The 13,566-nt window shown below is 68.3% G+C and carries 10 protein-coding genes; 6 read left to right on the top strand and 4 right to left on the bottom strand.

Annotated features, from left to right (window positions below; translation table 11 throughout):
- Positions 1-42: 42 nt before the first annotated feature.
- From AC3A6P_RS20775 to AC3A6P_RS20755, 5 genes are read left to right on the top strand one after another with little or no spacing between them, the layout of a single operon-like run.
- Positions 43-906, top strand: a complete 864-nt coding sequence (locus AC3A6P_RS20775) for a glycosyltransferase family 2 protein (protein WP_487693609.1) — start codon at positions 43-45, stop codon at positions 904-906.
- Positions 906-1,577: a hypothetical protein gene (locus AC3A6P_RS20770; RefSeq protein WP_487693608.1), complete on the top strand. Its 672-nt coding sequence runs from the start codon at positions 906-908 to the stop codon at positions 1,575-1,577. The genes AC3A6P_RS20775 and AC3A6P_RS20770 overlap by 1 nt, the downstream gene beginning before the upstream one ends.
- Complete coding sequence (locus AC3A6P_RS20765) at positions 1,577-2,404, top strand: glycoside hydrolase family 16 protein (protein WP_487693607.1); 828 nt, start codon at positions 1,577-1,579, stop codon at positions 2,402-2,404. The genes AC3A6P_RS20770 and AC3A6P_RS20765 overlap by 1 nt, the downstream gene beginning before the upstream one ends.
- Positions 2,401-3,663 carry a glycosyltransferase family 2 protein gene (locus AC3A6P_RS20760; RefSeq protein ID WP_487693606.1) on the top strand — a complete coding sequence of 421 codons (1,263 nt, stop codon included), beginning with the start codon at positions 2,401-2,403 and terminating at the stop codon, positions 3,661-3,663. The genes AC3A6P_RS20765 and AC3A6P_RS20760 overlap by 4 nt, the downstream gene beginning before the upstream one ends.
- Positions 3,663-5,879 carry a hypothetical protein gene (locus AC3A6P_RS20755; protein ID WP_487693605.1) on the top strand — a complete coding sequence of 739 codons (2,217 nt, stop codon included), beginning with the start codon at positions 3,663-3,665 and terminating at the stop codon, positions 5,877-5,879. The genes AC3A6P_RS20760 and AC3A6P_RS20755 overlap by 1 nt, the downstream gene beginning before the upstream one ends.
- Here the strand turns inward: AC3A6P_RS20755 and AC3A6P_RS20750 are convergent.
- Positions 5,876-6,679 (bottom strand): glycosyltransferase family 2 protein, encoded by an 804-nt coding sequence (locus AC3A6P_RS20750; RefSeq protein WP_487693717.1) that lies wholly within the window; start codon positions 6,677-6,679, stop codon positions 5,876-5,878. The two genes, AC3A6P_RS20755 and AC3A6P_RS20750, sit on opposite strands and share 4 nt — an antisense overlap.
- Positions 6,680-7,053: 374 nt before the next feature.
- On the opposite strand from AC3A6P_RS20750, the gene AC3A6P_RS20745 reads away from it, so the two are divergent.
- A complete protein-coding gene (locus AC3A6P_RS20745; protein WP_487693604.1) occupies positions 7,054-10,917 on the top strand; it encodes a lipopolysaccharide biosynthesis protein in 3,864 nt (1,287 codons plus the stop codon).
- Here the strand turns inward: AC3A6P_RS20745 and AC3A6P_RS20740 are convergent.
- The 3 genes from AC3A6P_RS20740 to rpe are packed head-to-tail and all read right to left on the bottom strand — an operon-like array spanning position 10,884 to position 13,566.
- Positions 10,884-11,852, bottom strand: coding sequence for an endonuclease/exonuclease/phosphatase family protein (locus tag AC3A6P_RS20740; protein ID WP_487693603.1), 969 nt, complete (start codon positions 11,850-11,852; stop codon positions 10,884-10,886). The two genes, AC3A6P_RS20745 and AC3A6P_RS20740, sit on opposite strands and share 34 nt — an antisense overlap.
- A gap of 32 nt (positions 11,853-11,884) precedes the next feature.
- Positions 11,885-12,889 carry a bifunctional diaminohydroxyphosphoribosylaminopyrimidine deaminase/5-amino-6-(5-phosphoribosylamino)uracil reductase RibD gene (ribD, locus tag AC3A6P_RS20735; protein ID WP_487693602.1) on the bottom strand — a complete coding sequence of 335 codons (1,005 nt, stop codon included), beginning with the start codon at positions 12,887-12,889 and terminating at the stop codon, positions 11,885-11,887.
- Positions 12,886-13,566 (bottom strand): ribulose-phosphate 3-epimerase, encoded by a 681-nt coding sequence (gene rpe, locus AC3A6P_RS20730; protein ID WP_487693600.1) that lies wholly within the window; start codon positions 13,564-13,566, stop codon positions 12,886-12,888. The genes ribD and rpe overlap by 4 nt, the downstream gene beginning before the upstream one ends.

Here is a 13,566-nt window from a genome sequence, read left to right as displayed (position 1 = left end):
GTGGTCATTTGCTGTTTTACCGACCAACGACTCCGCCAGACCGTGGCTGCCGCCCAATCAGCACTTGAGCAGCTTCTTCCGAATGAGGACCTGATTGTCGTCGTCGACAATAATCCTTCGCTGCATCACGACCTCAACGACACACTCGCTCGCCGCGTCACCGTCGTGCCCAATCAGTTCGAGCAGGGCCTGTCGGGCGCCCGCAACACCGGTCTGCACTTGGCCTCCGGGGACGTGGTGGTGTTTCTCGACGACGACGCCGTACTGCATGAAAATTCGCTGGAACGGGTACGAGAGGTGTTCGGCGGCGGCGGCGTGGTGGCAGTCGGGGGCGCCGTGGAGGCCCAGTGGCAGACAGGAGAGGCACCGAGTTGGTTCCCGCGCGAGTTCGGCTGGGTGGTGGGGTGCGACTACCGCGGCCTTCCCGGCCACGGTCAGGCCATCCGCAACCCGATCGGCGCCGCCATGGCGGTACGCCGCGATGCACTCACCGAGATCAACGGTTTCTCACCGGAACTGGGCCGGGTGGGCACCTTGCCGGTCGGTTGTGAGGAAACTCTCATGGGGGTGTCGCTGCGCCAGCGGTTCCCCCACCTCGAGATCGTGCGCGACACCACTTTTCGTGTCGCACATCACATTCCGGCGGCCCGGATGACATTCACCTACTTCGTCCGCCGCTGCTTCCACGAGGGCGCGTCCAAGGCGGTGCTGTCCCGGATCAGCGGCCATCAGCTCGCCCTGTCCAGTGAGCGTGACTACACCACCCGGATCCTGACATCGGGCCTGTGGCACTCGCGCACCAATCCTCTTCGCGCCCTTGCATTGATCGCGGGCTTCACCGTCACCGCCTTCGGCTTCACGTCCGGCACGGTGCGACAGCTCCGCAGCAGGAAGGTCACCGCCTGATGACGTCCACCACCTCGGGTCTGCAGCGCCCGCGCATCCCGCGGTACGCATCGCTGGTGATCCTGCTGTACTTCGCAGCCGAATGGGTGGTTGCCGCCACCTGGCGCGGGCTCTACAGCTACCGCGCCGACGGATTCGGGCTGCTGGGCCTACCCTTCTGCGGCCCGGGCGGCAACTGGCCGTGCAGCGCGCTGTACCCGGCCTTCAACGCCGGATGCGTCCTCAGTGGGCTCGCCATCGTGATCGTGGTGCTCTCCTGGCAGGTCAACCGCCTGATCGCCGCGCCCCAGGCGCTACTGCTGATCGGCGGCGGGGTCGGCCTCGCACTGTCCGGCGTGATCACCCAACGGGTTGACTACGACTGGCACGTCACCGCGGTCAACGTGTTTCTCGCGCTCGGCGCGGTGGGCGTGTTCCTCGCCGGGGTCAGCGCCTCGACGCATCTGGCTGCCGCGGCGAAGTGGTACGCGGTGGCAGCGGGTGTCGTGGCGATGGTCGGCTACTTCAGCTATCTCGGCAGCCTGACCACATTGCTGGGCCCCGGAGGCACGCAGCGTCTTGCGGTGTACGCAATCCTGTCAGCGATCGTCGTGCTCGGCCTGACCACACGCGCCCGTCCGGCGGCCGCCGACTCCCGCGATTCCGGCGCTCGCCACCGGGTGTCCGTGTGATGCGCCGCTGCGCTGCTCGTGCCGCGGCGATCACCCTCGCCGCCGTGACGGTGTTCGCCACGGGGTGCTCCGGGCCCGATTTCGTCAGCTACGCCGAACCACCCGCGCCGGATCCGGGCCTGATCCTGTCCAGTGAATTCGACGGTCCCGAAGGCGCTCCACCGGGCGGGCCCTGGCGCGCGGCCACGGGTGGCGGCGGCTGGGGCAACAACGAGGCGCAGATCTACACCGCGGACCCGGCCAGTGTCCGGCAGGACGGCCGCGGCAACCTGGTGCTGGCGGCGCACACCGCGCCGGACGGCACCATCACGTCGGCCCGGATCACCACGGCGGACTCGTTCTCGTTCACCTTCGGACGGGCCGAGGCCAGGATCGCGCTGCCCGCGGGCCGCGGCCTGCATCCGGCCTTCTGGCTGCTGGGCTCGAACATCGACACCGTCGGCTGGCCGGAGAGCGGCGAGATCGACGTGATCGAGACACTCAACGACGCCGCGGACTATCACACCGGTGTGCACGCACCCCGGGACGGCTCGGCGCGCGGGGCCGAAACTTCGGCCGCCGGGCCCGCGCCGTTCCCGCTGGCCGGAGAGTTCCACACCTACTGGGTGGAACGCACGCCCGGGCGGATCGTCACCGGTATCGACGGGCTCACGCTGTTGACCGTCACTCCCGCTGACCTCCGGGAGGGTGCGCGATGGGTGTTCGACCAGCCGTTCCATCTGCTGCTGAACCTGGCGGTCGGCGGGAACTGGCCGGGCCCGCCGGACGCGTCGACCCCGAATCCGTCCACGATGCTGATCGACTGGGTGAGAGTGCGCAGCCTATGACAACCACACGTGCGATCCCGCCCGCGATGCCGCTCATCGAACCACCCAACTGGGCTGGCGCTCAGTGGGTTTCGATGCTCGACATCGACGACTCGGCGGCCTCGGCGGGTACCATCACCATCACTGCGCTGGAGGCCGACGGTTATCACCGGGCCCGGGTGCTGGTGCGCAACGGTCTCGACCCGGTGCAGTTCATCGACACCGAGATCGTCGACGGCACAGTCACCCTGCCGCTGCCCGCCGCGGCCGGCGGCGCGGCGCCGGAGCGTGTTGTGCAGCAGCCCATCTCGATCGTGCTGTGCACCAGGGACCGGCCCGAGCACCTGGCCCGCGCGCTCGCCTCGATCCGGGAGCTCACCTATCAGCACTTCGAGGTGGTGGTCGTGGACAACGCCCCGGCAACCGATGCCACCGAGCGGGTGGTGGCCGCCATCGGCGACGACAGGATCCGCCGCGTCCTGGAACCCACTCCGGGTCTGTCGAATGCCCGGAACACCGGGCTGCGTGCGGCGCGCCACGAGATCGTCGCCTTCACCGACGACGACGTGGTGGTCGACCGCCGCTGGCTCGAAGGGCTGGCCCGTGGGTTCGCCCGGGGTGATGAGGTGACGTGCGTGTGCGGACTGGTGCCCAGCGGTGAATTGCGCACCGCGGCCCAGGGTTACTTCGATCAACGGGTCTCCTGGGCCGGCACGTTGCGGCCGCGGAGCTACTCGCTCACCGATCCACCCGACGACATGCCGTTGTTCCCGTTCCAGGTGGGCCGATTCGGCACCGGTGCGAACTTCGCGGTGAAACGCAGCCGCATCATCGAACTCGGCGGCTTCGACGAGGCACTCGGAGTCGGCACGCCGACCTGCGGGGGCGAGGACCTCGACCTGTTCTTCCGGGTGATCGCGGCCGGCGACACCCTGGTCAACGACCCGGCTGCCATCGTCTGGCACCGGCATCGCTGCGACAGCGCGGCACTGCTGGAGCAGGCTCGCGGGTACGGGCTCGGCCTGGGAGCATGGCTCACCAAGGTGTTCCTCACCCGGGAGCATCGCCGCAGGGCGGTGTCGGTCATCCGGCACCGGCTGCGCTCCGCGGTGAAGTTCGGCGCCGACTACGGTGCCATCGCGGCGCCGTCGCGCACGTTCGGTGACGAGATCCCCAAACACGTCGGCCGCAAAGAGGTGCTCAGTGTCCTCGGCGGGCCGCTGGCATTGTGGCGCGGGCGCCGTCAGGGGCGCAGGCCCGCACCGATGTTGGAGCCGTGATGGCGGCGCCGACGATGACCTCCGAGACCCCGGGCGGCGATTCCGTGCCGGCCCAACCGCAACCGCAGGTACCGCTACCGGTACCGCGGACGTTCCGCCGGACCACCCGCCCCGCCGATCTCGCCGCCATGGGCGCCCTGGCCGGCTACCTGGCACTGCTACCGCTGCCGTCGCCGGTGCGAGCTCTGTTCGTCATCGCCTTCATCGCCCTCGGTCCGGGTGCCGCGGTGCTCACCTGGGTCGACATCCCGGTGCGCGCCCGGCTGTCCACGCTGCCGGTGCTCGGTATGTCGATCATGACCATCGCCACCATCGGGGCGATGTGGTCGTATCGCTGGAATCCCTTCGGCATCCTGGTCATCGGAACTCTGGCCGTCACAGCCAGTTCCGTGCTGTGGTATACCAAGAACTCCTGGCCCACCACGAAATCCCTTCGTGCCCAGCGCACGACGCTCATGACGGCGCAGTGGCGCGCCGGGGTACGCGGGCCTGCGGTGCTCCTCACCGTTGCCGCGCTGGCCATCTGGGCGGTCAGCCTGCCCTGGCTACCGGGCGTGGATGCCAACAACATGGGACTGCTGTTCTCGGGCAGCGGTCCCGCGCTGGCGGTCGCGATCGCGGTGTGCACCGCGGCATTCCTGATCGCCATCCGGCGCCGGCAGCTGGTTGCCGCCGCGGGCGCTCTCGGTGCGGCCATCGTCATCTCGCGACTGACCACCGCGCTGGCCACCGAGATGCCGCTCTACGACTGGACCTACAAGCACATCGCAGTCGTCGACTACATCCTGGTCCATGGTCTGATTCAGCCCAACGGCACCGACATCTACGCCCAGTGGCCGGCGTTCTTCGTCTTCTCGGCGTGGTTCTGCGATGTCACCGGGCTGTCACCGATCACGATGGCGCACCTGTTCGCTCCGGTGGTCCACATCCTGATCGCATTGACGGTCTTCTCCGCCGCCCGGGTGCTCAAATACAGCCGGCGCAGCGCGCTGGTCGCCTGCTATGTGGTGGAAATCGTCAACTGGGTTGGCCAGGACTACTTTTCGCCCCAGGCGTGGACGCTGATCCTGGCCTACGGGCTGCTGGTGTTGCTCCTGGCCTCGACCGCCAGCCGTAGTGCCGGCATCCTGGCCATCGTTCCGTTCGCGGCAATGGTGCCCAGCCATCAGCTGACCCCGTTCTGGCTGCTCCTCACAGCGTCATTGTTGGTACTCACCAAGCGGGCCCGCCCGTGGTGGGCAGTCGGCGTCATGATCATCATCGCGGGAACGTACCTCGCGTTGAACTTCGCCGCGGTGGCACCGTACGGCATCCTGTCCGGCGGCAGCCCGGTGAGCAACGCGACCAGCAATTTCGAGGTCGCGGGCAGCAGCGTCGAGAAATTCCTCACCTCCGGTGTGTGCCGCGGCATCTCGGTACTGGTGCTGGCCTCGGCGTTGGCCAGCGCGTTGTGGCTACGCCGACGCAAACAACCGGCGCTCGCCGCGGCACTGCTGGCCTTCTCTCCGCTGGCCCTGCTGCTGGGCCAGAGTTACGGCGGCGAAGCGATCTTCCGGGTCTTCCTCTACGGGCTGCTCGGCTGCGGTCTGCTGATCGCCCCGGCACTGATGTCCGGCATCAGCGGGTTCGCCGCGGCGGCACGGCCACGGCTGCGCCGCGCCGCGGTGTGGTGCTGGATGACGATCTGCGCCGTCGCCGGTCTGCACGCCTATGTCGCCCTGTGGCCGATGATCATCGAGACCCGGGCCCAGGTCAGCTACATGGAGCAACTGACCACCGACATCGAGCCGGGTACGCGGGTGATCATGATGCATCCGGGCGGCATGCCGACCCGGGTCAACGACGATTACGCCATGTTGACCCTGGAGGATCCGTATTTCGACCAGCCGTTGAGCCATGACCTGACGGGGGAAAAGGCGACCTTTCCGACCCCTGATCAGCTGGGTGCTTTCCAGTGGGCCGTGGAGAACCACCAGTTCCCCACCTACGTGCTCTTCAGCGAGCAGTCGCGCAAGGCGGTCGAGTACTACAACGAGTACCCACAGGATGCGTTGCCGCGGTTCCAGCAGTTCCTGGCCGGCGGGCGGGACTGGGAGGAGATCCACCGCGACGGTGAAACCGTGGTGTTCTACCACCCGGGGTCGGGCGCGGCCGAGGAACGACGGGCGAAACCGGGTCACTCCGTCATCGCGGGATCGGAGTGGAACGGCAATTAACCGGCGCGCCGGGCGTTTTCGCGCTCAGCTGCGGTGGCCGGCCCGCAAGCCCTGTGCTGCATCCATTCGGTGCCGATGGTGCGCAGCACCCGCAGACCGTCGGTCACGGCATTGAGATTGCTGCTACCGAAGATCCGGTCCCGTTCGAAGCTGCCGACCTCGCTGATCGTCAGCCCCGCGCGAGCGATCCGCACGTTGATCAGCGTCTCGATTTCGAAGCCGTCACCCCACTGTGCGCCGCTCAACGAGGTCGACGGCAGGCGCAGACAAGGTACGGCGCTGCGCCAGAACGCGTTGTATCCGTAACACAGATCGGTGAAGCGGGTGCCGAACACCTTGTTCACCAACCAGTTCAGGCCCAGATTCCCCGCGCGGCGCACCCGGGTGAGGTCGGAACTCCCGCCGCCGTGAACGAATCGGCTTCCCTTCGCCAGGTCGGCTCCCTCCATCAAAGCCCGGACGAACAGCGGGATCTCGGCGGGATCAGTGGAGCCATCGGCATCGAGCATCACGATGACTTCACCGCTGGCGCGTTCGAAACCGCACGCCAGAGCATTACCTTTCCCGTGTCGGGTTTGTTCGAGGAGGATCGCCTCGGGCCACAGCGCCCGCGCCACTGCGAGCGTGTCGTCGTGGGAATGTCCGTCCACAACGATGATCTCGTCGACCGCCGGCATTCGGCTCGCCACGAACGGGAGATTGCGGGCTTCATTGCGGGTGGGGACGATGACGCTCACAGTGGGCCGGGGGCTCCGACCCGACCGATCGATCCGCCTCGGACCGGGAACAGCTTCGACCACGTGATCAGACACCTTCGGGTAACTCGCGCGCGGTTCGGGAGATTTTGCTGCCAGTAGCTCTGGCGATGACAGCGCTGATGTGCGCGATGTGGACTTCGCAGTTAGGATAGCCTCAGAAAAGCGCGCTGTCACATGATGCATGTCACAGGATGTAGCGCACCCCGCGGTCCACGCCTGTGGCAGGGTTTCATCCAAAGTTGTTGCTTTACCGGAAAGTCGAGGATATGCGCTGTCGGGTGGCCCACACCGGCGCCGGGCCCGCTCGCCGAAGCTCGGCGCGCCGACTGCGCGCCGCGGCGGTGCACCATGGCGCAGTGGGCGTCACAGCGCTCCGCGCCGCGCAACTCCGGCAAGACGCACCTACTTTGCTCACCATGGCTGACTCGGCACCCCGGCGGCAAGCCGCTCTGGGCATCGACATCATGGCCGTGATGACGTCCAGCATCGCCACCGGCGCCCTGGGCTTTGTGTTCTGGGCCTTGGCCGCCCGTGGCTACAGCGCCGCGGAAGTGGGCCGGGCATCGGCCATCATCTCGTCGGCCACGCTGGTGGCGATCCTGGCCAATCTGAGCCTGGGCAGCTTGTACGAACGGTTCCTTCCGGTCTCTGGTGCACACGGCCGCCGCTACGTGCGCTGGGGAATGCTGGTGGTGATCGGCGCGGCATTGACTTTCGGCGCGGTGTTCCTGGCGGTGGGACCGCGTGAACAGCTCTTCACCGGTTCGGCGGAAGCGGTGCTGTTCCCCGGCTTCGTCGCCGTGCTGGCCATCTACGCCATCCAGGATCAGGTGCTCATCGGGCTGGGCCGGGCCCGTTCCATCGCCGTCAAGAACGTCACACAATCGGTGTGCAAGCTCGTCGCGGTGGCCGCGTTGATACCGCTGGCCACGGGTTCGGCGATTGTCTGGGCCTGGGTGTGTCCTGCCGCGGTGATCTCGGCCTGGTTCGCCGTCGGGGTGATCAGGCCCGAAACCCTCAGGCGGACAGGGCCACCGGCACTGCCGCAACGACGCGAACTTCTCCAGTTCTTCGCCAGCTCGTACGCCATCAGCGCGGTCGGCATCGTGGTGCCCTTGCTTGTCCCCCTCATCATCGTCGGGATGCTCGGCACCGAGACCAATGCCTACTTCTCGATGTGCTGGCTCGTGGTGAACACCGTCGGTGTACTGATCGGTGCCACGGCGGCTCCGTTCATTGCCACCGCTTCGACGCCGGGAACCGATTTGCGTTCGGCCACCACACGATTCGCGCTGATGAGTGCAGGTGCGGCGGTCGCCGGTGCAGTGGTGCTGTTGGTCGGCGCGCCGCTGGTACTCGGCATCATGGGCCCCGACTATGCCGCCGAAGGCACCGACCTCATCCGGTTGATGGCGCTGACGCTGCCGTCGGTGGCACTGCTGACCATCTACACCGCGCTGGCCCGCCTGCAACGCCGCCTCCGCTTGGCCGTGGGCGTGCAGCTGATTGTCGGGACCGTCGTTGTCCTCGGGGTGTGGCTGACCACCCCCCGATTCGGCATCAACGGCGTCGGTTACACCTACTTGACCGCCGAACTGATCTCGACCCTGATCATCGCCGTTCCCGTCGCCCGGTTGTTGCGCCGCGTCCGGCGTCACAACAGCCTGTCCCCCGCCCCGTCCCCTCCTCCCGTGAGTGAAAAGCCGCCCATGTCCTCGTGTTCCGCGCAACCCGCTGCATCCTTCACCATCCCGGACGAATCGACGGTGCCCGCGGCGTTCGCCGACGTCGCCCGCGAACACGGCGAACGGGTGGCGCTGCACACGCTCGACGGACGGGTCACCTACCGCGAACTCGCCTCCGCCGCCGAAGAGTGGGCGCTAACGGCGCCGGCCGCCGAACGACTGCGCGACAGCCGCGCGGTGGTACTCATGCAGGCCGGTTTCACCCTCCGATCGGTGGCCGCGGTACTGGGAATGTTCAGCGCAGGCCGGGTTCTCGTGCCCCTGGACCCGGCGCTGCCGCCGGGCCGAACCGACCGCGTGATAGAAGCGCTGCAGGGCAATGGGTACCGCATCGCGGCCCTCATCACCGACGCGGCCGACCAGTCGAAAGCCGTTGCCCTGGACTCCGCCTGCGCGATCTGGCCCACGGCCGAGCCGGCAGCGCGGGTCCAGCCCTGCGACACATCGGGTAGAGGCGTCCACACCATCAGCAGTGTGCAGATCACCTCGGGATCGACCGGTGTCCCGAAGGCGGTGTTGCACACTCACGGAATGTGGTTGGCCGACGCCCAGTTGTTCGGCTCGGAATTCGGCATCGGTGTCGGCACCCGGGTGGCGGTCTGCATGCCGATCAGCTTCGCCGCCGGGCTCAACATCCTGCTCGGGTCACTGCTGTGCGGCGCTGAGGTGATCGCCTTCGACCCCCGCGACCTGACTGCCGGACAGGCATTCGATCACCTCGACGCCACCGGCGCCGACGTGGTGGTCTGCACCCCGACCTTCGTGCAGAGCGTCAGCGACGCGGCGCAGGGTCGCACACTGCCGCAGGTACGGCGGGTGGTGACCACCGGCGAAGCCGTCCAGGCCGGTGGCGTGCACGCCGCCCGCCGCATCGCGCCGGCCGCCACCTTCACCAACTGGGTCGGCTCTTCGGAGACCCTCGCGATCGCGACGTTCGACGTCCGCCCCGGCGACCCCGTTCCCGATGGACCGATCCCCGCCGGAAAACCGGCGCCGCACAAGCGAATCAGCCTGGACGCCGACGGCCTGGTCACCGTGACCTCACCGTACGTGGCATGGGGTTACCTCGACGCCGGATCCGCCACCACCCGATTCGAACACCACGGCCACGAGCGAAGTTTCGTCACGAACGACATCGGCAGGTGGGACGCGGAGGGAAACCTCGTCCTGCGCGGCCGGGCCGACACGGCCGTGAAGATCCGCGGGTACCTGGTGGAGCCCGCCGAGATCGAGAGCGCCCTGTCGCGTCACCCCGACATCCGGGAGACCGTGGTGGTCGCACGCGCAGCCGGGTCAGGTTCCGGCGATCAGGTGCTCAACGCCTACGTGGCGCCGGCCGTCGGAGCGCGTACACCGTCGGTGGCCGAGATCCGCACCCGGCTGCACCAGGATCTGCCGGCGTGGATGGTGCCGGCGCACATCGTCATCATGGCGGCGCTGCCGCGCACCGAACGAGGCAAGGTCGACAGGATGGCGCTGCCGAAACCCGTTCGAGCAGAGATTGTTCCGCCACTGCCCGGCCTCGAGAGCACCGTGGCCGCCATCTGGGCCCAGGCACTGGCCCTCGACGAGGTGGGTCGCACCGAGACCTTCTACGAACTCGGTGGAGACTCGCTGACGGTGGCGCAGATCCTGGTCCGGATCAAGGATCACCTCGGCGTCATGTTCACCCAGGCCGACCTCGCCGGCGCACCCACCGTCGCCGAGTTCACCGCCACCGTCTCGGCGCGGCTGCAATCGGATCGGCTGCCGGCGCGCAGCTTGGCGTCGACCACGGTCGCGCTACGGGTACCGGCGGTTTCGACCACCACCCCGCCCTGGTTCTGTTTCGCCGGCGCCGGCGCGTCGGCGCTGACGTTCACGTCCCTGGCCGGTCACACCGAACCGGACCGAGCCATCTATGCGTTCCAACCCCATGGCCTGGAAAACCGGGGCGTTCCGGACTGGACGATCGTCCGGGCCGCGCGTCGACACCTCAAGGATCTGCGCCGGCTCCAGCCACACGGCCCGTACACGCTGATCGGCCATTCCCTCGGCGGGTTCATCGCGCTGGAGGTGGCACGCCGGCTCGAAAGTGAGGGTGAGACCGTCGAACTCGTCGCGCTGCTCGATCCGTTCCTGCCCCCGGGCGCGGTACGCGAGGTGCGCCGCCGGCTGCCCGACGCCACCTTGACCCTCGATGCACCCCCGTTGCGTGGAGGTGAGCTCTGGGCGCGACGGCTGCGGGTGCCGTTGGCCGGCATCGTTCAGTTCGAGCGCGAGGCGCAGGCCAAGGCCCTCGAAGAAGTCGGTGTCCGGGTCGGGCTCATGCACCGCCCCGCACCGTGGGCGGGCCGGACCCTGCTGATGCTGAGCCATCTCAACCAGGACGACCCCCGGTTGTGGGCGCACATCCTGACCGGTGAACTGCAGGTGACGCGGGTGCCGGGTGATCACCACTCCCTGATCCGCGAACCCTTCGTCGCCGACGTGGCCCGGCTGATCCGCGACGCGGGCAGTGCTCAGGTGAAGCGGATGTCGCCGATCACGCCGTAGTGATCCGATCCCGGAATGTCGGTGCGGCGGAACGAGACCGGGGTGGCCCCGCGGGTCAGGATGCGATCGATGGCCAGCACCGCCGGAATGCGGCGATTCGCCGGATAAGTGGCGACGATCCCGGCCCCCACGTACTCGGCGGCATCCAGCAGGCCCGGCGTCCCCGCCGCGCCGGATCCGGCGAGAAGATCACGAAAACGCTTGTGATCGAACGTCGAGTTGAAATCCGCACCGATCACCAGTGTCCGCGGGTCGGCGGCCAGAAAGGTGCGCAACCGCTCGAGATCGGTGGCCCAGCGCCACGCGGGTTCCGGGTACGGGGGAACCGGGTGCAGCGCGTACATCGCGATGGGCTCGTGGCCCGGCATGCTGAGTTCGGCACGCACATTGTGCAATTCGAGACCCGGTAGCGATTCGGCATTGGCCAGTGGGTAGCGCGAGTAGATACCCGCTCCCCCACCACCGCCCCGGGGGAAGGTCACCGCGTACGGCAGTACGTCGCGCAGACCCGCGGCGTCCAGACGCGACAAAGCTCCGCGGGTGAGTTCGATCACGGTCAGTACATCCACGTGCTCGGTCCGGACCGTATCGACCAGAGCGTCCGGATCGGCCTGTCCCAGCATGATATTCGCCTGCATCACCCTCAGGTCATCGGCCGCGGAGTCGCCCGTGGCCGCCTCCGCGCGATACAGCGGCATCTGAGACCAGACACCCACCCCGGTGACCACCAGCGTCAGTGCGGCCGCGATCCAGCGGCGCGAGGCCGCGAACAGCACACCGGCGACCACCGCCGACACGACGGCCAACGGGGTGAACGAGGCGATGATCGTCGCTGTGGTGCTCACCGGATCGATGAAATGTGCTGTGATTCCGGCAATACCCACCACCAGGCACACTGCGCCGAGGACGGTCATCACCCGCCGGAACCACGTCACCCGTCCATAGTGTCACGCCCGGCGGGGCGCGATCAGGCCTCCGGCACCAGGGAGATCAACAGGTCGGCGCCCATCGCGCTCACCCCGTCGAACTGCCAGCGCCGGGCCCGCCCGATGGAGGGCACTCCGACATCACCGACGGCGGTGATCGGCCCGCCCAACAGGATCGGGGCGACATACGCCAGGATCCGATCCACCAGACCGGCCCGCAGGAACGCACCGGCCAGCGTGGGACCGCCTTCGAGCATGACGTCGGTCCGGTCCGACAGCGCCTTGAGCACCTCATTCGGGTCGTGGGTGCGGATGACCATGGTGTGCGAGTCGTCGTTGAGCACGTTGGCCTCCGACGAGATCTCCCGTTCACCGACCACCACCCGCAACGGCTGATGCCCGGCCAGCGATCCGTCGGGTAGCCGCGCCGTCAGCGTCGGATCGTCGGCCAGCACGGTTCCGGTGCCGACCACGATCGCGTCGGCGTGTGCCCGCCGCCGGTGCACATCGGCGCGCGCGGTCTCTCCGGTGATCCACTGGCTGGAGCCGTCGGCAGCCGCGCTGCGGCCGTCGATGCTCGCAGCGTATTTCCAGGTGAGGTGTGGTCGGCCGGTGCGTTGCCGGTGCAGCCACTCGCGCAGCGGGCCGCCCGACACCGCGTCGGCGTCCAGGCCCGTCTGCACGTCGACACCATGACTGCGCAATCGGTCGGCGCCCCCGGCGGCCACCGGGTTCGGATCGGACACGGCGTACACCACCGCCGAAACCTCCGCCGCCAGAAGCGCATCCACACAGGGCGGGGTCCGGCCGTGGTGATTGCAGGGCTCGAGGGTCACCACCGCGGTGCCTCCGGCGGCCCGCTGCCCGGCCGCCCGCAACGCCACCACCTCGGCATGAGCCCCGCCCACCGCTTCGGTGCCCCCGACCCCGGCCACTTCGCCGTCGCGGTCCAGGATCACCGCCCCCACCGGAGGGTTGGGGTAGGTCGTGCCTTTGACCAGCTCCGCCTGCTCGATGGCCAGGCGCATCGCGGCCTCCGGCGTCATCGCGCAGGCGAGGCGGCACCCGCGGAGCGACGCAGGGCTGCCACCGCCGCCGCGGGGTCCTCGGCACCGTAGACCGCCGATCCGGCGACAAAGCAGTCGACACCGGCCTCGGCGGCCATCTCGATGGTGTCGGCGTTGATACCGCCGTCGATCTCGACGAGCACCGTCAGCTCGCCGGAATCGACCAGCCGGCGTGCGGTGCGGACCTTGTCGAGCACGTCGGGGATGAAGCTCTGCCCGCCGAAGCCGGGTTCCACCGACATCACCAGCAGCGTGTCGAAGTCACGCAGGATCTCCAGGTACGGCTCCAGCGGGGTGTTCGGTTTCACCGACAGCCCGGCCTTGGCGCCGGCGGCGCGGATGTCCCGTGCCACAGCTACGGGATCATCGGTGGCCTCGGCGTGGAAGGTCACGTTGTAGGCCCCGGCTTCGGCGTACGGCGGCGCCCAGCGACCGGGATCGTCGATCATCAGATGACAGTCCATCGGGATGTCGGTGGCCTTGAGCAGGCTTTCCACCACCGGCAGTCCCAGGGTCAGGTTGGGCACGAAGTGACCGTCCATCACATCCACGTGCACCCAGTCGGCACCCTTGATGGCCGTCAGTTCATCGGCGAGGCGAGCGAAATCAGCGGACAGGATGGACGGCGCGATGAGCGGCTCCGAGGACGAACGCAT

Source organism: Mycobacterium sp. Soil_C_30, assembly GCF_057656995.1.
This window is presented reverse-complemented; position numbering and strand designations above follow the sequence as displayed.

Bases quoted from the DNA above. Each gene is read 5' to 3' on its own strand.
- AC3A6P_RS20760 (WP_487693606.1), top strand. From the start codon at position 2,401: ATGACAACCACACGTGCGATCCCGCCCGCGATGCCGCTCATCGAACCA.
- ribD (WP_487693602.1), bottom strand. From the start codon at position 12,889: ATGACGCCGGAGGCCGCGATGCGCCTGGCCATCGAGCAGGCGGAGCTG.
- AC3A6P_RS20770 (WP_487693608.1), top strand. From the start codon at position 906: ATGACGTCCACCACCTCGGGTCTGCAGCGCCCGCGCATCCCGCGGTAC.
- rpe (WP_487693600.1), bottom strand. From the start codon at position 13,566: ATGCGTTCGTCCTCGGAGCCGCTCATCGCGCCGTCCATCCTGTCCGCT.
- AC3A6P_RS20765 (WP_487693607.1), top strand. From the start codon at position 1,577: ATGCGCCGCTGCGCTGCTCGTGCCGCGGCGATCACCCTCGCCGCCGTG.
- AC3A6P_RS20745 (WP_487693604.1), top strand. From the start codon at position 7,054: ATGGCTGACTCGGCACCCCGGCGGCAAGCCGCTCTGGGCATCGACATC.
- AC3A6P_RS20755 (WP_487693605.1), top strand. From the start codon at position 3,663: ATGGCGGCGCCGACGATGACCTCCGAGACCCCGGGCGGCGATTCCGTG.